At 57.2% G+C, this 19111-nt stretch carries 18 protein-coding genes and 1 pseudogene; 11 read left to right on the top strand and 8 right to left on the bottom strand.

Annotation, left to right across the window (positions count from 1 at the left end):
- Positions 1–562: 562 nt before the first annotated feature.
- Together ACE04I_RS20735 and ACE04I_RS20730 are read right to left on the bottom strand one after the other, a co-directional pair.
- Positions 563–1153 carry a mobile mystery protein B gene (locus ACE04I_RS20735; protein ID WP_487207573.1) on the bottom strand — a complete coding sequence of 197 codons (591 nt, stop codon included), beginning with the start codon at positions 1151–1153 and terminating at the stop codon, positions 563–565.
- Positions 1150–1614 (bottom strand): mobile mystery protein A, encoded by a 465-nt coding sequence (locus tag ACE04I_RS20730; protein ID WP_487207572.1) that lies wholly within the window; start codon positions 1612–1614, stop codon positions 1150–1152. Before ACE04I_RS20730 ends, ACE04I_RS20735 begins: the two co-directional genes overlap by 4 nt.
- Before the next feature lie 379 nt (positions 1615–1993).
- On the opposite strand from ACE04I_RS20730, the gene ACE04I_RS20725 reads away from it, so the two are divergent.
- Genes ACE04I_RS20725 through ACE04I_RS20700 form a run of 6 tightly spaced genes read left to right on the top strand, consistent with a single transcriptional unit; the run spans position 1994 to position 7690 of the window.
- Entirely contained in the window at positions 1994–3253 is a 1260-nt protein-coding gene (locus tag ACE04I_RS20725) for an ABC transporter substrate-binding protein (protein ID WP_487207571.1), read from the top strand.
- 58 nt (positions 3254–3311) lie between these two features.
- Complete coding sequence (locus ACE04I_RS20720) at positions 3312–4181, top strand: carbohydrate ABC transporter permease (RefSeq protein WP_487207582.1); 870 nt, start codon at positions 3312–3314, stop codon at positions 4179–4181.
- Positions 4171–4980, top strand: a complete 810-nt coding sequence (locus ACE04I_RS20715; RefSeq protein ID WP_487207570.1) for a carbohydrate ABC transporter permease — start codon at positions 4171–4173, stop codon at positions 4978–4980. Before ACE04I_RS20720 ends, ACE04I_RS20715 begins: the two co-directional genes overlap by 11 nt.
- Before the next feature lie 17 nt (positions 4981–4997).
- Positions 4998–5747, top strand: coding sequence for a glycerophosphodiester phosphodiesterase family protein (locus tag ACE04I_RS20710; RefSeq protein WP_487207569.1), 750 nt, complete (start codon positions 4998–5000; stop codon positions 5745–5747).
- Complete coding sequence (locus ACE04I_RS20705; protein ID WP_487207568.1) at positions 5744–6787, top strand: ABC transporter ATP-binding protein; 1044 nt, start codon at positions 5744–5746, stop codon at positions 6785–6787. The genes ACE04I_RS20710 and ACE04I_RS20705 overlap by 4 nt, the downstream gene beginning before the upstream one ends.
- A 24-nt stretch (positions 6788–6811) precedes the next feature.
- Positions 6812–7690, top strand: coding sequence for a MurR/RpiR family transcriptional regulator (locus ACE04I_RS20700; protein ID WP_487207567.1), 879 nt, complete (start codon positions 6812–6814; stop codon positions 7688–7690).
- 251 nt (positions 7691–7941) lie between these two features.
- On the opposite strand, the gene ppk2 is transcribed toward ACE04I_RS20700, so the two are convergent.
- Entirely contained in the window at positions 7942–8859 is a 918-nt protein-coding gene (ppk2, locus tag ACE04I_RS20695; RefSeq protein WP_487207566.1) for a polyphosphate kinase 2, read from the bottom strand.
- Between the two features lie 345 nt (positions 8860–9204).
- On the opposite strand from ppk2, the gene pstS reads away from it, so the two are divergent.
- Positions 9205–10287: a phosphate ABC transporter substrate-binding protein PstS gene (gene pstS / locus ACE04I_RS20690; protein WP_487207565.1), complete on the top strand. Its 1083-nt coding sequence runs from the start codon at positions 9205–9207 to the stop codon at positions 10285–10287.
- A gap of 39 nt (positions 10288–10326) precedes the next feature.
- Positions 10327–12060 carry a Na/Pi cotransporter family protein gene (locus ACE04I_RS20685; protein ID WP_487207564.1) on the top strand — a complete coding sequence of 578 codons (1734 nt, stop codon included), beginning with the start codon at positions 10327–10329 and terminating at the stop codon, positions 12058–12060.
- Positions 12061–12543: 483 nt separating this feature from the next.
- On the opposite strand, the gene ACE04I_RS20680 is transcribed toward ACE04I_RS20685, so the two are convergent.
- Positions 12544–13509 carry an ATP-binding protein gene (locus tag ACE04I_RS20680; protein ID WP_487207563.1) on the bottom strand — a complete coding sequence of 322 codons (966 nt, stop codon included), beginning with the start codon at positions 13507–13509 and terminating at the stop codon, positions 12544–12546.
- 160 nt (positions 13510–13669) lie between these two features.
- On the bottom strand, positions 13670–14392 hold the full coding sequence (locus tag ACE04I_RS20675) for a response regulator (RefSeq protein ID WP_487207562.1): 723 nt from the start codon (positions 14390–14392) through the stop codon (positions 13670–13672).
- A 71-nt stretch (positions 14393–14463) separates the two neighbouring features.
- On the opposite strand from ACE04I_RS20675, the gene ACE04I_RS20670 reads away from it, so the two are divergent.
- Positions 14464–15219 carry a phosphatase PAP2 family protein gene (locus ACE04I_RS20670; RefSeq protein ID WP_487207561.1) on the top strand — a complete coding sequence of 252 codons (756 nt, stop codon included), beginning with the start codon at positions 14464–14466 and terminating at the stop codon, positions 15217–15219.
- Between the two features lie 450 nt (positions 15220–15669).
- On the opposite strand, the pseudogene ACE04I_RS20665 reads toward ACE04I_RS20670, so the two are convergent.
- Together ACE04I_RS20665 and ACE04I_RS20660 are read right to left on the bottom strand one after the other, a co-directional pair.
- Positions 15670–16265: pseudogene (locus ACE04I_RS20665) on the bottom strand (mobile mystery protein B).
- Positions 16262–16723 (bottom strand): mobile mystery protein A, encoded by a 462-nt coding sequence (locus ACE04I_RS20660; RefSeq protein WP_487207560.1) that lies wholly within the window; start codon positions 16721–16723, stop codon positions 16262–16264. The pseudogene ACE04I_RS20665 and the gene ACE04I_RS20660 overlap by 4 nt, the downstream one beginning before the upstream one ends.
- Before the next feature lie 298 nt (positions 16724–17021).
- On the opposite strand from ACE04I_RS20660, the gene ACE04I_RS20655 reads away from it, so the two are divergent.
- Both ACE04I_RS20655 and ACE04I_RS20650 read left to right on the top strand, forming a co-directional pair.
- Positions 17022–17162 (top strand): hypothetical protein, encoded by a 141-nt coding sequence (locus ACE04I_RS20655; protein ID WP_487207559.1) that lies wholly within the window; start codon positions 17022–17024, stop codon positions 17160–17162.
- Between the two features lie 202 nt (positions 17163–17364).
- Positions 17365–17661: a hypothetical protein gene (locus ACE04I_RS20650; protein ID WP_487207558.1), complete on the top strand. Its 297-nt coding sequence runs from the start codon at positions 17365–17367 to the stop codon at positions 17659–17661.
- A gap of 223 nt (positions 17662–17884) precedes the next feature.
- Here ACE04I_RS20650 and ACE04I_RS20645 read toward each other — a convergent pair whose 3' ends face one another.
- Positions 17885–18844, bottom strand: coding sequence for an AraC family transcriptional regulator (locus ACE04I_RS20645; RefSeq protein ID WP_487207557.1), 960 nt, complete (start codon positions 18842–18844; stop codon positions 17885–17887).
- Between the last annotated feature and the right edge of the window lie 267 nt (positions 18845–19111).

The raw sequence follows: 19111 nt of genomic DNA, 5'->3' as shown, positions 1-19111 counted from the left end.
CAGTATCCTAAAGCTGCCATTCGCAGTCAAACAGCAAATTAGTTAGGCGCCCCAGTCCCTACTAGTGGATCCGCACGCTCGAGCAGCTCGCCGCGAAAGAGAGCAATCCGATCCTGTCGGGCGCTTTGGACTACTATCTGAAGAACAAGCAGCTCACGCCGAAATACGCTGCCGTCGTTTTCTAGAAGCTTTAGGCTTACAACGTCGATCATCACCCGTCGTTCTTTCAGATCGAACTTCGTCGCGCCCAGCATATCGATGACCTCAGACAAATGCCGACTGCGCGTCCATCGGTTCTGGAGCGCATTGACGAGAGCCCAACGGCGCAAAGCTGTTGAACTGGGCCATGCCTCGCCGAAGAGGTAGCGGTTCCGCGGGATGGCGCGCGCATGGGCCATGCCAAGTACAAGGGCAGATATTTGCTCTCATAGAAATCTTGCTCGTCGACAGGCGGCCGGCGGCTCAGTCGATCCGGCCCAAGCGCAAGATCTATGGCTTCGAGAACGGAGGACTTGCCGGTGTTGTTGTCGGGGCTATCGCGCTAAGTGCCTGGGCGCGAGCGCTACGAACGGGCGAACGCGAGCAAGGGGCCGTAGTCGCCCGCGTCGGCTGCCTTGAGCGACGCAATATACTCTTTTCGCGTTGCGGACGGATCGACGAGTTTGATCTGACCCCAGGTGAAGCGCGGCTGGCCGAGTTCGATCGCAAGCAGATCTCCGATCATGCGTGAGAAGCGGCCATTCCCGTTGGGATAGGGATGAATGGCAACAACCCGGTGGCTGAAACGGATCGCGATTTCATCCGGCGGAAACGTCGAATGCTCGGCCCAATATTTTGCATCGTCGATCGCCTGATAATATTCGATCGGTATGCGATAGGCGTCGATGCCGATGTTACGTGCCGTCGTGCGATACGTGCCCGCCCACTTCCAGACATCGCCATACATTTGTTTGTGCAGCTCGTTCAGGAAACCTTGGTCGAGTACCTTGCGCTTTCGGCGTCCGACCCAACGAACCGCGTCAGCGATGTTGGCAAGCTCCGCCTCGTTCAACTCGTCGCGCGTCGTGATGTAGGAAGGAATGAGCTGTTCGCCCTCCTCGGCTTCGAGCGGAGTATTCCCGTCTTCGTCATCCTCAAAAAGCGGCTCGCTCATTCCTTGTCCCACAGCTTCCGCGAAAAGTGCGCGAGGTAGTCTGCCACGATGCGACGCTTTTGCCCTTCAAGGTCTTCCACGTTCACCGTCTGATTTTCGAGACGCATCGTGTGATTGAGATGTGTAAGCTCGTTCCTCACCTTGCGCTCGGCTTGATCGTAGAGAATGTCGTCGAGGGCCTTGGTCGGGACAAAGGCATAGACGAACTGACAGTCGAGCGCTTCGGCCGTCTCGCGTAAGGTCTTGAGGGTGATCGCGCCCCTGGCTTCCGCCTTTTCGATCGTCGTCACGCGAGAGGGGGCCACGCCCATGCGCTCGGCGAGCTGGCGCGTTGTCATGCCTAGAGCCTCTCGAATGGCTTTCGTCCAACCACGCGAGGGCGTCACAATGCGGTCGGTTCTCAGAGGAGAAAGCCGTCTATCGAGGTTCTTTCTGGCGAGTCTGGCTTGCTTGTCGCTCATATATATGTGTCCATTTCTGGCCATCTCTAACATGCATATGTGAGCAAATCAATTAATTTTGCTCATTTCAATATGAGCAAGAGGCGGCCTGATATGGGAAAGCCTTCCCCTGCGACCGAGCCACGGCCTCGGCCGACACCTTGTGCGGGGAGAACCCCGCAACTCTTTGTTGCGGGAGCCAAGGCTTTGATTTCGGGTGCGTAAGTTGGTCGTTGGTTCGGATCTCATCAAGAGCTCGGTGCAAGGCGGCTGGACAGCCCCATTCTTGCGATGCGGACTGCGCTCCGCTGTCACTAAACCTTCGCAGCTAGTTCACGAAACTGTCTCCTGCGACCGTTAGATCGCCTTCATTGCAATTCTTTTTGCACTGGAGATACTGATGTCACGAAAATTGCAGAAAACCATCGCCGCCAGCATCATCACTGTCGCAGCCAGCTTCAGCGCGGCCGAGGCAGCAACGACCGTTAAGTTCTGGCACAGCTTCAACAAATCCAGTGGCGAAGCGCTCGACAAGATCATCGCCGGATTCGAGAAGGCCAACCCCGATATCGATATCGAAGCGGAGTTTGTCGGCAACTACAATGACATCATCGCCAAGTTGCAGGCTGCCATTCCGGCCCGCCGCGCTCCGGACGCTGTGATCCTTGAAGTCACGCGGTATGGCCTGTTTGCAAACAACGATCTGCTGGTCGATCTCACTCCATATTTCGATGCCGATCCGCTTAAGGATGATCTTTACGATTACGCCCGCGAAGTCGGTGTCATCGACGGTAAGAACTACGTCGTTCCCTTCAATTCCTCGACGCCAGTCCTTTATTTCAACAAGGACATCTTTGCCCGGGCCGGGCTTTCGGCCGACACACCGTTGAAGACGTTTGATGAAATTACGGCCGCTGCCAAGACGATCAGCGAAAAGCTCGGTTCAGAAGGCATTTCAGGTATCGCTGCGCCAGGACAGTTCGCGCGCTGGGGTCTCGTGATGGCCAATGACAGCGAAATGGTGGACCCGAAGACGGGCGAAATCCTTCTCGATAAGCCCAACACAATTGAAGCCTATCAATGGATGGCGTCACTGGTGAAGGACGACAAGGTCGCTTCGCCCGACGGCGTAACTGAAGAAGACAATGGTCGCGATGCTTTCCTGGCCAAGAAAGTGGGGATCATGATGAATTCGACCGGCAACTACGTCGGCTCTAAGAAGGCGTTGGGCGATGATCTCGTTGTCCGTCCTATGCCCTGCAACAAGGCATGTTCCGTTCCAATCGGCGGCGCGGGCATCGGCATCATGGCGACGTCAGCGAAGGAAGTGCAGGACGCAGCCTACAAGTTCATCAGCTATGCCGCATCGCCAGAAGCCAACGCCACCTGGTTTGCCGGCACCGGTTACCTTCCGATCAACAAGAAGAGCGCTGCTTTGCCGGTCGCCAAGGAAGCCCTAGCGACCCAGCCTGGCATCGACGTTGCGATCGAATCCCTGCCGGTCGCCCATGGTCGAGCACGCACCACGGTCGTCACTTGGATGCGCACCACTGAATACAAGATATGGGAAGCCATGGCGCTTAGTCAGGCCGATGTCGGCGACACCATGAAGGACTTCGCGGCTCAGACACGCGCTGAAGAAAAGCGCGCTAGCAACTGATCCTCTTGCAGAAGGGCACCGGCAGATGTTTAGTGCGTCTGTCGGTGCAGTCATGGTCATGTCTTCCAAGCTCACGCCCTATCTGTTTGTAGCGCCGCTGATGATCTTCATCGCGCTGTTTACCTACATCCCTATATTTGCAAGCGTCAATCTCAGCTTTCGCGAATGGAACTTCCTGTCGCCCGACATGCCGTTTGTCGGCTTTCGTAATTACGAGCAACTGCTGGCCTCCCGTGATCTTTGGAATTCACTCTGGGTCACGACGCTGTTCGCAGTGCTTTCCGTACCCCTTCGGCTTGGCCTGGCACTGGTGATTGCCGCTTATCTCGTGCGCGAAACCCTGCATGTGAGGCTGCTGCGCGGCGCCCTGTTCTTGCCGTCAGTCACCTCGACAGTCTCGATCGCGGTCGTGTTCTCATGGGTGTTCTCGACTGATTACGGCATGGTCAATGCCCTGCTGAACACGTTTGGTTTCGGCAAGGTGCAGTGGCTTCAGGATCCGCATCTAGCGCTCTGGGTGCTGATCTTCGTCAATACCTGGAAGCAGATCGGCTACGATATCGTCATCTACATCGCCGGTCTGCAGGCAATCCCGCATGAATTGTATGACGCCGCAGCCGTTGACGGGGGCAAACGGATGCATGTCTTCCGCCGTGTCACGATGCCGCTGGTAATGCCCACGACCTACTTCCTGCTGGTGATCTCCGTCATCGAGGCCTTCCAGGTCTTTACTATCGTCAACGTGATGACGCGTGGAGGGCCCGCTGGCGCAACCGATATGCTCGTTAATCTTCTATATGAAATCGGCTTTGTGCTGTTCGACATCGGCCGCGGTTCAGCTTTGGCCGTTCTGTTGTTCATCCTGCTGGTCGCGCTCGCCATTCTGAAGTCGCGTATCATCGGCCGTAAGGTGCATTATGAAGCCTGATAACCGTGTCCTTGCCGGTTTGGCGCTGGTCGCCGGCCTGCTGTTTCTGTCACCCGTGCTCTATTCGATCTGGATGTCGTTCCAGACGGTAGACGCTTATTATGCCGGCGACCTCGGCTTCACCCTCGACAACTATGTCCGCGCCGTCGGGCAGTACAATTTCGCCCGCTACCTGCTGAACAGCCTGATCGTCTCGGGACTGGTGACAATACTCGGCATCACCTTCGCCACCATGGCGGCGTACGCCTTCGCTCGGTATTCATTCAGGGGCGGCAATTTCCTGTTCGCGGCCACCGTCGCGACCTTGATGATCCCGAGCCATATCAGCCTCATTCCGAATTATCTGACGCTGGCGAAGGTCGGGCTGCTGGACAGCTATGCCGGCCTCATCCTGCCGGCGATTTCCAACGGTTTTGCCGCCTTCTTCCTGCGCCAGTATATCCGTGGCATCCCGAAAGCACTGGACGAGGCGGCCTATATGGATGGCGCAACCTCGCTGCAGGTTCTGTGGCGCATCATCGTGCCGCTGTCGCGTCCGGCCATCGCCTCCATGGCGCTCTACATCTTCATCACGGAATGGAACAACTACATCTGGCCCCTGGTCGCTGTTGGCAAGCAGGATCTCTACACGCTTCAGATCGGCCTTGCCCGCCTCTACCGCATCAACCCCGGTGAAGGCCTGATCGACTGGCCATTGGTCATGGCCGCATCGACCATCACCATTCTTCCCGTTCTCCTCGGTTTCCTATTGGTGGAGCGTCATCTCGTGCGCGGCATCACCATGGGCGCCGTCAAGTAATCCAGGACATTCAGAGCATGACACGCATTGCATCCCATCGCGGTGGTACGCTGGAATTCGGCGACAGCACGCCCCACGGTTTTGCCGCTACCGCCGCCATGGCGCTCGAAGAAGTCGAGTTCGATCTTCATCCAACAGCCGATGGCGCAATCGTCGTCCATCATGACGCCACACTCGATGCGACCACAGATACGACAGGCGCCATAGCCGACATGACGCTGGCCGAGGTCAAGGCGGCTACGATCCGTTACGGTGCCGGCAGCCACCCGATGACGCTGGAGGAACTGTGTGCGCTCTATACCGGAAGCCACGTGAATTTCCGCTGCGAGATCAAGCCGGGCATCGATGGCATTCCCTATGAGGGGTTCGTCGGGCCGGTCGTTGCCGAACTGGAGCGCCATTCAATGCTGGAGCGAACGACGTTTTCGTCTTTCCTGGTCGCATCCATGGATGAGCTCGGGCAGGCGAGCACACGCCCGCGGCTCTGGCTCGTCAGCCCTTCGGTGCTGCGGCAGCTGGGGCCGGATGTTGTGATAGAGACGGCGGTCGCGCATGAAATTCCCGAGATCGGGGTTCACATCGACACCGCCGACGCGGCCCTGATGGCGAGGGTACAGGCAGCAGGCCTCGATTTCGGCTGCTGGGCCGCCCATAGCCGGGCACAGATCACGAAGGCGCTGGACCTCGGCGTAAAGGTTTTCACCACCGACCGACCGACGCTGGCAATTGCCGTTCGTGCGGAACATCGCGGGGAGGCATCGGCATGAGCGGGATTTCGCTGAGCGACATCCGCAAAGCCTATGTCAACGGTCCTCAGGTTCTCCACGGCGTGTCGCTGGATATCCAGCCGGGCGAGTTCGTCGTGATTGTCGGGCCGTCCGGCTGCGGCAAGTCCACGCTTCTGCGCCTGATTGCGGGCCTCGATCGCTGCGAGGAGGGGACGATCGAGATCGGCGGGCGCCGCGCTAACGATCTGGCGCCGCAGGACCGCGACATCGCGATGATCTTCCAGAATTACGCACTTTATCCGCATATGACCGTTCGTGAGAACATCGCATTCGGTCTGGAGCTGCGTGGCATGAGAAAGGCGGAGCGTAATGAGCGGGCACAGAACGTTGCGAAGACGTTGCAATTGGAGCTTTATCTTGACCGCAAACCCGCCGCGCTTTCCGGGGGGCAGCGTCAGCGTGTTGCGATGGGCAGGGCAATGGCCCGCAATGCCTCCATTTTCCTCATGGACGAACCGCTCTCTAATCTCGACAACGCGTTGCGAATCACGATGCGCACTGAGATCAAGGAGCTTCACCGGCAGCTAGGCGCAACGATCGTCTACGTTACGCATGACCAAACGGAGGCGTTGTCTCTGGCGGACCGGATCGCGGTTATGAAGGACGGGCATCTTCTGCAATTTGACCGGCCCGATGTGATCTACGACCGTCCTGCCAATCGTTTTGTGGCGAGCTTTCTCGGCAGCCCTCCGGTGAATTTCGTGGCAGCTGACATGCTGCCGGGCTGGATCGGGCCTAGAGGCCTGACGGCGGGACTACGCCCCGAAATCCTGTCCATCCATGACGAACGACGACAACAGTCGGCACTTCCCGCACGTCTTCTCCTGTCTGAGATGACGGGGTCCGATATGCTCCTTCACTGTGAAACGCCTGCCGGCCGCCTCACAGTATCCGCTCCAAGGAAGGATCTGCCAAAGAACCCGGAGAACTTCTGGATTGCCTTCGATGTTGAGCGGGCGCTGTTTTTCAATAGCCAGAACGGTGACAGGGTCGAGCTGTCGATCGTAGCGCAAGGTTGACGATGAGAAATGGGGGCAGAGCAGATGAACAAGCAGGACGGACCGCTTGCACTAAGCGATCTGATTAGCCGTCATTCAACCCGGTTAACGGAAGCCGACACGCGTCTCCTTGATGTCCTATTACAAGATCCGGTACGGGCTGCGATGGACAATGGCAAGAACGTATCATCACGCGCTGGTGTGCATCCCGCCTCTGCCGTCAGACTTGCACGACGTCTGGGCTTCAAGGGCTATCCAGAGCTGCGCGCCTTTCTGCAAAACAGTCTGATGGAGGGCGGCAACGACTTCGAAAGTCCGGCCGCGCGTATGGCTGCCAGGCTTGTTAAAGCTGAAGATGATGGGCTGCTGGCTTCGGTGCTAGACAGCGAAATCGCCGCGCTTCAACAGGCTCGAAACAGCGTCTCCGACACCGACATCCGAGCATTCTCGCAAGCCTTGCGGGATAGTCGCAAGATTTACATTTTCGGGCGCGGGCACTTTGCTGCTTTGGGATACCTCCTCGCGCTTCGCCTCACTCGTTCCGGCTATGACGCAATTGATCTAGCAAGCCAGATGCATCGTATCGTTGAGACGCTGACCCCACTTTCGTCCAAAGACGTCGTGTTGCTTTTCGCATTCCGCAAAGCGCCGCCTCTGTTGCAAGAAGTTCAAGAACTAGCAGCAGAGCGCGGTGCTAAGACGCTTGCCCTAACCGACGTGGGTGGAGCACGCATCGACCCGGCCCCAGATCATCAGATACTTGTTTCTCGAGGCAAGCCAGGTGAGTCACAGTCACTTGTAGTTCCCATGACCATCATCAACGCTATCATACTCGACCTTGCGTCGATCGACGGCGGCCGCTCGATCAATGCACTTAGCGCTTTCCGGTCCTTCAGAGCCAAGGCACGTTTCTCCCAAGGGTGAAGGGTTCAGCCGTTCTTGAACGGTCGGGGACCGCTTAATAGAGCATTCGGCGAAAAGGCATGATTGCAGCGCCCATGGCTGCTGCGTCGCTTGATATATCTGACACGATCATCTTCGGTCGCGGGCGACGGACGCCGTGAAGGATCCGCCGAGCTCTCATGGCTGCGCAGGTGACACCGGATTTTCAATCATAAGCTAAGCGAAATCAGGTTGCCATGGTTGACTGCGCGAGCCTACGGACGGGTCCGCTTCTATCGGTAAAGATCTGGCACATACATCTCTGCTGGAACCGGTGCGCGGTTGTAATCTGAGTTGCGAGCCCGCGCAGGCAATTGAATCGATGGCTTGGGAACATCACCATAAGGAATTTGCTGAAGAAGATGCGCGATGCAGTTCAGGCGTGCCCTGCGTTTGTCGACGGCGTCCACCACCCACCATGGTGTTTCCGGCTTGTGGGTCCGCGCCAGCATTTCTTCCTTGGCCTTGGTGTAGGCTTCCCAATGGACGCGGCTTTCCAGATCCATCGGCGACAGCTTCCACTGCTTCAATGGATCCTGGATACGCATGTCGAAGCGGAACTCCTGCTCCTCATCGGTGATGGAGAACCAGTATTTGATCAGGATTATACCTGAGCGAACCAGCATGTTTTCGAATTGAGGAGCCGACTGAAAGAAGTCTTCCAGCTCGTCCGGCGTGCAAAAGCCCATGACCCGTTCGACGCCTGCACGATTGTACCAACTACGGTCGAATAAAACGATCTCGCCTGCGGTGGGCAGATGCTGCACATAGCGCTGGAAATACCATTGATGCCGTTCACGTTCTGACGGAGCGGGGAGGGCAACGACGCGGCAGACCCGCGGGTTGAGCCGCTGGGTGACGCGTTTGATGGCGCCGCCCTTGCCCGCAGAGTCGCGACCCTCGAAGATCACCACGACCTTCAGCTTCTGATGCTGAACCCAATCCTGTAACTGCACCAACTCATGCTGGAGACGGAAGAGTTCCTGGAAGTAGATCTTACGGTCGAGAAGCTTGCCGGCAGTCGGCTGCATGCCGTCGGGGATCAGCTCGTCGAGCTGGTCCTCATCCATCTGCAGTTCCAGCTCTTCGTCGAAGCTGTCGGCGATCTCTGCCTTGATGCGGGCGAGTTGGTTTGGGTCGCTGAGGTTCATGCGGCATCTCTCCGAAGACTGCGGCATCTACATTGAGCGAGGATGGTAATCCAGCGCATGTGTCAGCCGAATGACGCCTGCCGCATCGCTTTGAAGCTTAAGCTGTCTATCTTCATGCGAATAGCGAAGCTGCGCCAGCAGCTTCGAGGGGTGCCGCCCAGCGAAGACTTCGATATCGATCCGCGGCTTTTCACTATCCAGCTCAGTGTCATCCAACCGTTAACCAAGAGCTATACTTTGAACGGATGGGTCTAGACGTCAAGGCGCCGAGATGAACGGTCGAGGTAATTGACCGGGGGATTTTGCCGGGAGCATCTTAGAAATGCGGGTTCGAGGGGGCGTGTCATGTTGCTGTTGCAGTCCTTCAATGTCTTGAACTATTTGAGATGGCCGGCAATCGTCGCTGTGACAGGCATCTTGGCGATCGCGCCTCTCGCCAACGCTGAGCCGATCCGCGGTGCAGGATCAACGTTCGCCGCGCCAATCATTCATCAATGGTCGCGCGACTACGAAACAGCGCGAATGGATGGCGGCGATTTCACCTCACCGGACTGGAATGTGGACTACGAGCCGGTCGGGTCTCTCGCCGGCGTGATGCGGCTCGACCAGCCGGAAATGGATTTCGCAGCCACCGATGCGCCGCTTGCGCCCGAAGATCTGAAGACGCGCAATCTCGCGCAGTTTCCCATCGTCATGGGCGGAATTGTCGTCGCTACCAATATTGCCGGGGTCAGGTCGGGCCAGCTTCGTCTTTCCGGCCCAATCCTCGCAGATATTTATCTCGGCAAGATCACCACGTGGTCGGATCCGAACATCAAGGCGATCAATCCTGATCTCAACCTGCCGAACGCGAACATTGCCGTCCTCTATCGTGAGGATGGATCAGGTTCTACCGCTGCCTTCACCAACTTTCTCTCAAAGGTCAGCGTCCAATGGCACGACAAGGTTGGATCCGATACGTTGGTCAAATGGCCCCACGGTCGTGGTGAAAGAGGAACGGGCGGGCTTGCGACACTGGCGGACGCGACCGAGAACAGCATCGCCTACCTCGAATATGGCCAGGCTGTCCGCCTCGGAATGAGCTACGCTTCCCTGCAAAACCAGTCGGGAGCTTTCGTACAACCTGATGTCAAATCCTTCCAACTGGGCCTTGCAAATGTCGCCTGGGATCCGGCGCGCGATTTTAGTGCCGACACGACCAATCTGGCGGGTGAAGGGGCCTATCCGATCGCTGTCGTCACCTATGCCGTCATTCCAATCCGCCATGGCCGCGATCGCGTCGAACGGGTTCTCGACCTCTTCCGCCTGGCGCTGGCCAAAGGTTCGGAGAAAGCGGCGGCACTGGGATACATCCCGGTTTCCGCCGAACTCACCACACGAATCGAAGCGTATTGGGCCAACAGATTGAATGCCTCGATCAACAACTGACCCTGACGTCGTCACGCACAGATAAGGGCGGGTATTTCCATGCAAATCGACATCTTTAAGGACATCCTGGTACCCGTCATTGGCGGCTTGGGGATATTCATGCTCGGCCTGGAGTTCATGGCCAACGGTATCCAAGCTCTCTCCGTCAACAAGATGCGGGCGTTCCTTGCCAAGGCTGCCGGAACGCCGGTAAAGGGTGTTCTCGCAGGAACGTTCATCACCGGCGTCATCCAGTCCTCGACGGCAATGACTGTCATGGTCGTGGGATTAGTGAACGCCGGTGTCGTGGGGCTGCGTCCCGCTATAAGCGTCATCATGGGTGCCAATATCGGAACCACCCTTGGCAACGGACTGATCGCGCTGCCGCTCGGGCCGCTCGGCCTAATCTGCGGCGGCGTTTTTGCGCTTCTCTATTGCTTCGCTAAGAGCGAGAAAGTTCGCAATATTGCCCTTGCCTGCATGGGTTTCGCGCTGATTTTCTACGGTCTGAACCTGATGACCGGCGGTTTGCGCCCTCTGCGCAATCTGCCTGAAGTCATGGAGGTCTTGCAGACCTTGAGAGCCGACTCCTACTTCAACCTAATGAAGTGTGTCCTGATCGCCGCCGGCGTCACGGCGATGATCCATTCTTCATCCGCGACCATCGGCATCGTCATGGGCCTTGGTGCCGCCGGCATTCTGGATTGGACGACAGCCGTCGCCTTCTCGCTTGGTGCTGACCTCGGGACAACGATTACCTCCTGGATTGCCTCGCTGAACCTGTCCAAGAATGCCAAACGCGCCGCCTACGCCCATATTTCGTTCAACATCATCGGCGTGTGCATCACCGTCCCGCTCTTTTTCGTGTCCATCGGCGTCCTCGAATGGGCAATGCAGTGGTTCGGCGGAGACCCGGCAACCCCCGTTATCGTCGATGGCAAAGAGACCTTTCCGCTGGTGCCGGTCGCAGTCGGCCTTTATTCGACCTTCTTCAATATCTTCAACACCCTGTTGCTGTTCCCTTTCATCAGCGTCTTCGAAAGGGTCCTGTCGCGGGTCGGCCGCACGGACGAGGAAGATATCGAAGATTATTCGACGCCGCGGTTCCTGGATGGCAAGCTTGCCAACGACTTCGCTCAAGCCGTGCCGGCCATTCAGAAGGAAACGGAACGCCATTTGCAGTCTGGTGCCATGTTTCTGAACATTGCCCGCGGCGACAAGAAAGCCCCGTCTGATCCCGGCGAGCATTATCTGGCAACGGACATTCTGAGCCGTGACATTCGCGGCTATAGTGCCAGCCTGATGAAGGAAGATCTTCCCTATGAGCAACTCGATCTTGTCGCGAGCCTGATCGAAGAGGCCGACTTCACCGCTGCCCTGACGGAATCGATGCACCAGGTCGCCCGGCGAGTTAAGCGCGAAAAATTCGGCATTGAAGCGCAAGCCATCGTTGAAACGGCGCTGAGCCGGCTGGACGTAGCGCTTCGGCAGATTCTTCCCACCTATGGCGTGGCCGATCCGAAGATGCCCACCGGTCATGTCAATTATCCGCCAATTGAGGAACTGCGCGCAATCACCCTATCACTCGGCCCAAACGCGGGCGCCGGCGAGCGCGGCACCATTCTTGCCCTTCTCGGCTCCGTTGAACGAGCGGAATTGCTGATCAACCGGATCGACGCCGAGCGGAAATCGATCAACCGCCAGAACGTCCTGGCTCGCGCTGCGGCTCGCCGAGCGGCGCCGAAGGAACGCTCCGTGGACGAAGGTGGGCTGAGCCCGGTACCGGCGGAATAGCCAGGATCCGGGTCAAGGAGAGTTGGATGGCCAAAAGAAACTCCGTGAGATCGAAGGCATCGCCCGTACGATGAAGGAACTGGCGGTGCTCGAGCTAGCCTCATAAGCGTCTCTGGCAGCGGGTCGCAAGCCGGAGCATTGGACGTGGATGCACCCTGAGCAGGATAACACGCGAATGGGCACTGACCTGTAATGACATAGGTCTCCCTTGGGGAGGCCGAAGGTTCAGACCCCTTCAGGATTGTGAATAGCGGGTCACCGGTTTGAGTCCTTTCAAGACCGGGTCTAGCTTCGAGGGCAGGGATCGACCGCCACTAGGGTACAGGGACAGCGCAAAGCCATGCCTGATAGTTTCGGGACGATGGTAGAGGAGCGGGGACCGGCGGCAAAACCGCCTTTCTGTAGTATCAACGCGTGGTTTGAACAGCAGTCTGGCCGTCAATCTCCTCTCGTCCTGTCGTGGATACCGTTTTTCCAAGAGACCTAAAACGTGATCTTGGCGTAGGCACCTCCGTCAGGGTTATTTCCTACTTCCAACCGCGCATTGTGCCCTTCCGCAATGGCCTTAACGACCGTGAGACCAAGCCCGGAACCGCTTAGACCACGATCGTTAAGCCTCTCGCTTCTCCAGAACATATCGAAAGAGGAGTGCTGCACATAGTCCGGTAGTCCCGGACCTTTGTCTCGAACGGAAATGAATGACTGCCCGGCTTCATCCAAACCGGTATGAACATCGATTGGACCGCAATCCCCCGCGTATCTACGCGCGTTTTCGAGCAGAGCAAGGAGAGCCTGGCGGAAACGGTCCGGATCGATTTTCGCCGGTGCGGGTTGGAGGTATGTTCGGAAATCGAGGGCGTCGCCTGCGGAGGCCTGAAACAAACTCACCGTCTCCAAAACATGCAACGCCAAGTCTGTTGTCGTAGTTGCTGTGACAAAGCTGGTCGTGCCTGCCAAAGAAAGCGTGTTCAGCTGGTCTACGAGACGGGACATGCCCTGTGCTTGCACCAGCAGAGCTCGCAATCGTTCCTCGCTGGCAGGAATCACACCGTCGGACATGCCCTGTAAATTACCCTGCAACACGGTAAGCGGCGTGCGCAATTCATGAGCGACCGCTCGCGTATTGAATTTCAAGCGCGTTTCCAACGCGAGCAATTCGCTGGCCATGCTATTGATCGTTACAGCAAGCGCTGCCACCTCTTTGGTTGCGCCGGGTTCTACAGTGACCTGGAAATCGCCTTGTCGAATCTTTTCCGCGGCCGCAGTCAATCGGGTTAGCGGCGCCACGATCCTGTAAGCCAAGACTACCCCGATTACACTTGAGATAACGATCAGTGCAAAGCCGAAACCCAAAACACCCTCGACAGGCGATGCCTCTGTTGCCTCCTCTAACTGCGGGTAAAGGGGCGCAAGCGCCGCAAGGGCCTTTGGATCGGGAACCTCGCCCATATTTAGGCTCACCCAAGCCGATCTTGCATCTTGAGGTAGTCCGTCGAGGGCAGTTACCTCAGCGTGATCAATGTACCAATCAACTGCGACGTAAAGCGCCGCTATAGTTGCAAGTTGAATGACTGACGTTAATGCAGCTGTTGTGATTGAGAGGGTCGGCCTAGACACCTGTCGACCTCGCGAAACGATACCCGATACCGCGGACTGTGGTTATGTACCCCTCTTGGCCAAATTCTGCGAGCTTCCGCCGCAGATTGCCAATATGCGTGTCAATGGTGCGATCAAGGGCGTCGCTTTCGGGTAAACACGCGTCCAGTAAAGATGCTCTTTCGAACGTCTTAAAGGGAGACCTTAACAAACAGACCAAAAGGCGGAATTCTGTTGCGGTCAGCGGCAGTTCAACCCGTCCTTTCTCCGTTGATGCAATCGCGATGTGCGAATCCAGTTGGACTTCGATGTCGTCGTGCCGGATAACCTCGCTGGCGGCAACGCCTCTGGTTCGCTTTAATACGGCCCCCACACGTGCCACGACTTCCTGTGGGTTGAATGGTTTCGTGACGTAGTCGTCAGCGCCGAGCTTCAGACCGAGCAATTTGTCCGTACTATCATCCATCGCCGACAAGAATATCACCGGCACGGTGGAATTCCCTCGAACCTTCGTCAGAAGATCGAAACCGTCAATATCTGGCAGGCCGATGTCGAGCAAGATCAGGTCCGGCTGTAATCTCTGTACATGGGTGAGAGCCGAAAGGCCTGTTGATGCTTTGGTCGTCCTATATCCAGCTCTTGCAAGATACCTTTCCAAGAGCGACGCTATATCTTCGTCGTCCTCGACCACCAGCACGAGAGATGAAATCATAGTCAAACCCACTGATTTTGACATGCCCTTCCCCGGTTCTCCGTGAAATCTTGACAATCGGGCGAGAGAACGTGGTCCTCAACGAGGAGCCACCGATGAGTGTAACTGACCTCAACCACGTTCAAAAAGCAATTTCGAAAACCGCGGACGACAAAACATGCCATTTGCTTCCACAGGCGCTTATACTTTTGGGCTTTGTTTCCCTGATTTTTGCAGCGATGCCAGAACTTGACCTGATTGTAAGTCGTTTTTTTTGGGAGCCCGCCGCTGGCTTCGATTTCAATGAAAACAGCTTCCTCGTTGCGTTTCGTGACACCAACAGGTTTCTACCTTGGGTCGTGATAGGAATTGCGGCGGCGCTGTTAATTCCAAATCCATTTCTTAGGCACCTGAAAAATCCACCTGCACCGCACAAGTTGGTGTTTTTGATTACATTCTTTGCAGCGGGTCCGGGGTTTGGCGTTCACCTGATCAAGATGCTTGTTGGTAGAGCGCGTCCAAGAGCACTTGAAGAATTTGGTGGCAGCGCACTTTTCACGCCTCCGTGGGAACTCACCGACCAATGCGTAAGGAATTGTTCCTTCATCTCGGGAGAGGCGGCAAGCGCCTTCGCACTGCTCACGCTTGTTGTATTCATCAGGCCCAAATACTCGACACTTTATCTCGGGGCGGTTGGCATTGTCGCGGCAGCCTTTTCATTGAACAGAGTAGTGCTTGGAGCCCACTTCCTGTCAGATGTGGTTATCGCTTGGAATGTGATGTTCGCTTTGGCGGTGCTACTCTGGCGATCGTTCTCGCGAAACGCTCCGCAGATCGATGCCATATTCGCCAGGGAATCCCGTTTCACCTAAGAATCCGGTTTGGGATTCCCTTGGGAGAGCACGGCTTGAAGCCTTCAGGATTGGTCGTCAATCCACCACCTGTTCGGATATAGCGCACCCCCTAAGATGACTCTGTTGCTTTCAAGAGCTAGAGGCAAGGAGGGCAGGCAAACAGGGCCAGATCAGCTGTAGCGTTCGTCGTTCATTTGCATTCCCGCGTAGGCTGAGCTCGCCAATAAGCGATGGCGATGCCGAAGTCGGGAACTCGCCTCTGCCGGGCTCGAAAACATGGGCCTGACCATGTCGGATGCCGTTCGTGTCCTGCTCAGCCGGATGGCAATCGGTACGCTTCTGTTTCGGCGGCCTCACGATCATTGGGCCTGCCGTGTTGATCGGCCGAAAGAGGAGCTTACAGATTCTGTGGGTCGATATTGGTTTCAAACCGGGGCATTGAAAAGGGCGGCAACTTGGACTTGGTCCTCAACAGCGGGCGAATTTAATGAGCGGAGCGATGTCATGGTTGTCGGCGGCGCGTAGTGCCGCGACGTAGCGTGCCCGCAATTCGCCAACATCGGCCAGGCTGCCGCCACCCCAAGTGAAAGGCTCGCCGCCGAGACGCTCGATCAGGAGGTCCGCCGCTAGCCGTGCGTGGCGGCCGTTTCCGTTCGGGAACGGGTGGATGGCGACGAGGCGGTGATGGAATCTGATCGCTATCTCATCCGGCGAAAATGTCTTGTGCTCAATCCAATATCGAACGTCATCCAACAAGCTCGCGAGCTCAGTTTCGATGCGATAAGCCTGAATGCCGATGTTGCGCTCTGCGGCGCGGAACGCGCCGGCCCACCGCAGACGTCACCGAACATTTGCCTATGAAGCGTCCGCATGAAGTCTTCACTGAGCATCCGCTCGAGCCGCAAGCGCCGCCGGCTACGCGTCCAGACGGCACCCTCAACGATGTTTTCTTCTTCCGCTTCGTTGAGGTCGCGGCGGTGAGTGATCCAGGTCTGAAGCAGACCCTCTCGTCCCTGCGGCTCTAGCGGTGTCGCGTCTTCAGGTTCTTGGAAGAGATCAGTCATGCCTCGTTCCAAAGATCACGCTCAGAAAGCTTGTCGCGGATGTATGTCTGGATGCGAGATTCGAAATCCGCGTTGTCCGTGCCTTGGGCCTCCAACCGCATCGTATGCGCGACGCGCTGAAGTTCCCGTATTGCGATCTTGCGCGCCCGGGCATCGACAGCAGCCTCAAGCGAATTATTTGGGACGAGAGCATAGACGAGCGTGCAATCAAGGGCCTCGGCGGCGCGACGCAGGGTATTGAGCTGGATTGTTCCCGCTGCTTCCGATTTTTCGATTGATTCGATTGTCTGCGGTCGCACTCCAACACGCGCACCGAGTTGCGCGCCTGTCATGCCGAGCGCATCACGTAGCGCGCGTATCCACCCTTTCGGCGGTGCACGAAATCGATCAATTGGATGGAGCGCTCGAAGTCTTTCGTCGAGGCGCCCGCGCGCTTTTTTGCGAGTATCGCTTTTCATTTCTCAGCTTACAACATGATCATCGAGTGTTTTTTATCAGGTCAGGAGCTGATATATAAATGCATTTATCAGCCGATAGGATGATCTATCTTTTAAAAACAACAACCTATGATCTGATTTCTCTGCCTTATATATCAGCCTATAGCCTGCAAAGACGCAGGTTCGGATCCGCGCTCGCCGATCGGCGCCGCAAATGTGAGGAGGCGATGAACGCCATGTCCTATTGGCGTTCGGGTTGGTTCTCGCGAATTCGGCAGAACTCATGTATGCTCAGGAAAGCAAGCGCGGAAGATCTACTATGACCGTCTATAACCTCCTGATGAGTTTTGGTTTTGTTGTTATGATCGGTGTCTTGGTGAAGGGCTTTTGGGGTGTCACTAGCGTGAAGCCTCTTGAGCAGCCCGATAATGCGCAAAGTGACGCCGCCCCGCCGACCTGATCGGCAACCCCGCCCATAGCATGCGCATTCCCGTTGGCCAGGAAGCTCACGACGTTCAGGCCGATTTTTCGTATCGATGATTCATTCAATTGCGCGCGGGCCTGTCTACGGGGATAAACCCATTGCAACACGCTTCACGATCATTCGAGCCGTGCCGGCATAGGACACCGTCAGCGGCACGCCCAATGCCGGATGTGAGACAATGAACAATATGTTAGCCTGCACATCCTGCGGAAGAGATCAGACCGAATCCGTCGTCCACCTGGGTTCGTACATTCTCCGATGTGCTGCTTGCGGCGACGTGATCGTTGCGACATCGTTCATAGCCGTGATCGACTCAGATCATGAGTGCTCAGCCTTTATCGATCCAGGCCCCGGACAAGCCCTTTTGCCGCACGCCTTTGTCGCACGGGGACCACTCCGACTGATCGCAACGGCAATCAGTGCCGCAGCGAGCGATGGAACACTGATACGCCTGATCTCTGAACCAATGGATTGAAGCGGCCGAGGAGGAGGTGAGATGCAGAACGCATGCCGCTGGGCGGTTTTCCTCTATTTCTTCAGGCGCAGATTGTCCTATGCCGTTTCGCCTGCCCGTCGTTGAGGTTTCATCTACGCCTGACGACCGGCAGTCCGCTGCCGGATCGGCGGAACGCCTGTCGTCTTCATTTTCTCTCTGCGGGCACCTTGGAGTCGTTTCCATGCCTGGCGCCCACCTGTCCTCAGCCAGCGGCGCTGTTCCACGGAGCGATCGGTTGGGCGGCAGGGAGTGGAAGGATTGCTCCAGTTGGTTTGCGCGACGCGTTTCGCACCCGTAGCACGTCACGTTTCGGAGGCGTTTTGAACAGGCGAGCATATTCGCGGGTGAACTGCGAGACGCTCTCATAGCCCACCTCGAACGCGGCACTGGTAGCCGTGTATCCTTGCTCCAGCATGAGGCGGCGCGCTTCGATCAGGCGCAACCGCTTCTGGTACTGACCTGGGGTGAGCGATATCATGTGCTTGAAGTGCTTGTGAAAGGCGGTAAGGCTCATGCCCGCTGCCGCCGCAAGCTCCTCGATCCGGATCCGCGATCGATAGTCCTGCCTCAGGATCGCGATGGCAGCGCCGAGACGGCTTGCATAGCTGGTCGGATCAGCAAGCGCCCGCAGCGCCTCGCCATGCTGCCCCGACAGAAGCCAATAATGCAGCTCCCGCGTGATTCCGTCATGGAGCAGCGGCGTCGCTTCGGGCCGGTCCAGCAGCCGCATCAGGCGCAATACACAATCCAGAACGGCGGCGTTGGTGTCCTCGGCAAAGAGAGTGCGTGTCCGGGATGGGCGTAGAGGCCGGGCACAGCCCAGCTGGGCGGTCAGTTCGCCAAGGACTGTCAGTTGAAGCTCGACAGCAACGGCGAGGTAGGGCTCGCTTCGGCTGGCCTGCATGATACGCCCGACGACCGGCATGTCGGCGCTCACGATCACCGACTGCCCGGCGGAGAAGGTTCGTTGCTCCCGCCCCACTGTCATGTGTTTGGCGCCCTGCAGTACCAGGCAAATCAGCGGCCGGTAGACGGAATGGAGATCGCCGCGCGGCGCCTCGATGCACATCATCCGCAGCCCCGGAACGGGGGTAAGGGCAAGCCCGTCAGGGTTTGCCTGGGCAGTGGCATAGGTCCGTACGGCCTCTTTGAGCGCGTCCATGGGGCTCTCCAGCGATCCGGATCGAATATAGCGTGGACGCGACTGGAAATCACCTAGAGTCCCGACCCAGCTACAGGATTGGGCAAGTTTTACGCATGGCTTGGCAAGTTCCGGATCCTCTCAAGCCGTATGGATGTCCCTACAGTTTTCTCGAACAGGAAAGGGACTCCGATGGCTGAACGAAACGATGTACCACGACGGACTGTGCTGACGGCGGCGGCTCTGGTTCCCGCCGTGATGGCGATGGGCACGGCCAGCGCTCAAACC

The organism is Rhizobium moroccans (assembly GCF_057559155.1).
Note: the sequence above shows the minus strand (reverse complement) of the source record. Positions and strands in the feature narration are given on the sequence as shown.

Excerpts from the sequence above, each read along its gene's own strand:
- ACE04I_RS20735 (WP_487207573.1), bottom strand. The coding sequence starts at position 1,153 with ATGAGCGAGCCGCTTTTTGAGGATGACGAAGACGGGAATACTCCGCTC.
- ACE04I_RS20730 (WP_487207572.1), bottom strand. The coding sequence starts at position 1,614 with ATGAGCGACAAGCAAGCCAGACTCGCCAGAAAGAACCTCGATAGACGG.
- ACE04I_RS20725 (WP_487207571.1), top strand. The coding sequence starts at position 1,994 with ATGTCACGAAAATTGCAGAAAACCATCGCCGCCAGCATCATCACTGTC.
- ACE04I_RS20720 (WP_487207582.1), top strand. The coding sequence starts at position 3,312 with ATGTCTTCCAAGCTCACGCCCTATCTGTTTGTAGCGCCGCTGATGATC.
- ACE04I_RS20715 (WP_487207570.1), top strand. The coding sequence starts at position 4,171 with ATGAAGCCTGATAACCGTGTCCTTGCCGGTTTGGCGCTGGTCGCCGGC.
- ACE04I_RS20710 (WP_487207569.1), top strand. The coding sequence starts at position 4,998 with ATGACACGCATTGCATCCCATCGCGGTGGTACGCTGGAATTCGGCGAC.
- ACE04I_RS20705 (WP_487207568.1), top strand. The coding sequence starts at position 5,744 with ATGAGCGGGATTTCGCTGAGCGACATCCGCAAAGCCTATGTCAACGGT.
- ACE04I_RS20700 (WP_487207567.1), top strand. The coding sequence starts at position 6,812 with ATGAACAAGCAGGACGGACCGCTTGCACTAAGCGATCTGATTAGCCGT.
- ppk2 (WP_487207566.1), bottom strand. The coding sequence starts at position 8,859 with ATGAACCTCAGCGACCCAAACCAACTCGCCCGCATCAAGGCAGAGATC.
- pstS (WP_487207565.1), top strand. The coding sequence starts at position 9,205 with ATGTTGCTGTTGCAGTCCTTCAATGTCTTGAACTATTTGAGATGGCCG.
- ACE04I_RS20685 (WP_487207564.1), top strand. The coding sequence starts at position 10,327 with ATGCAAATCGACATCTTTAAGGACATCCTGGTACCCGTCATTGGCGGC.
- ACE04I_RS20680 (WP_487207563.1), bottom strand. The coding sequence starts at position 13,509 with ATGGGCGAGGTTCCCGATCCAAAGGCCCTTGCGGCGCTTGCGCCCCTT.
- ACE04I_RS20675 (WP_487207562.1), bottom strand. The coding sequence starts at position 14,392 with ATGTCAAAATCAGTGGGTTTGACTATGATTTCATCTCTCGTGCTGGTG.
- ACE04I_RS20670 (WP_487207561.1), top strand. The coding sequence starts at position 14,464 with ATGAGTGTAACTGACCTCAACCACGTTCAAAAAGCAATTTCGAAAACC.
- ACE04I_RS20660 (WP_487207560.1), bottom strand. The coding sequence starts at position 16,723 with ATGAAAAGCGATACTCGCAAAAAAGCGCGCGGGCGCCTCGACGAAAGA.
- ACE04I_RS20655 (WP_487207559.1), top strand. The coding sequence starts at position 17,022 with ATGACCGTCTATAACCTCCTGATGAGTTTTGGTTTTGTTGTTATGATC.
- ACE04I_RS20650 (WP_487207558.1), top strand. The coding sequence starts at position 17,365 with ATGAACAATATGTTAGCCTGCACATCCTGCGGAAGAGATCAGACCGAA.
- ACE04I_RS20645 (WP_487207557.1), bottom strand. The coding sequence starts at position 18,844 with ATGGACGCGCTCAAAGAGGCCGTACGGACCTATGCCACTGCCCAGGCA.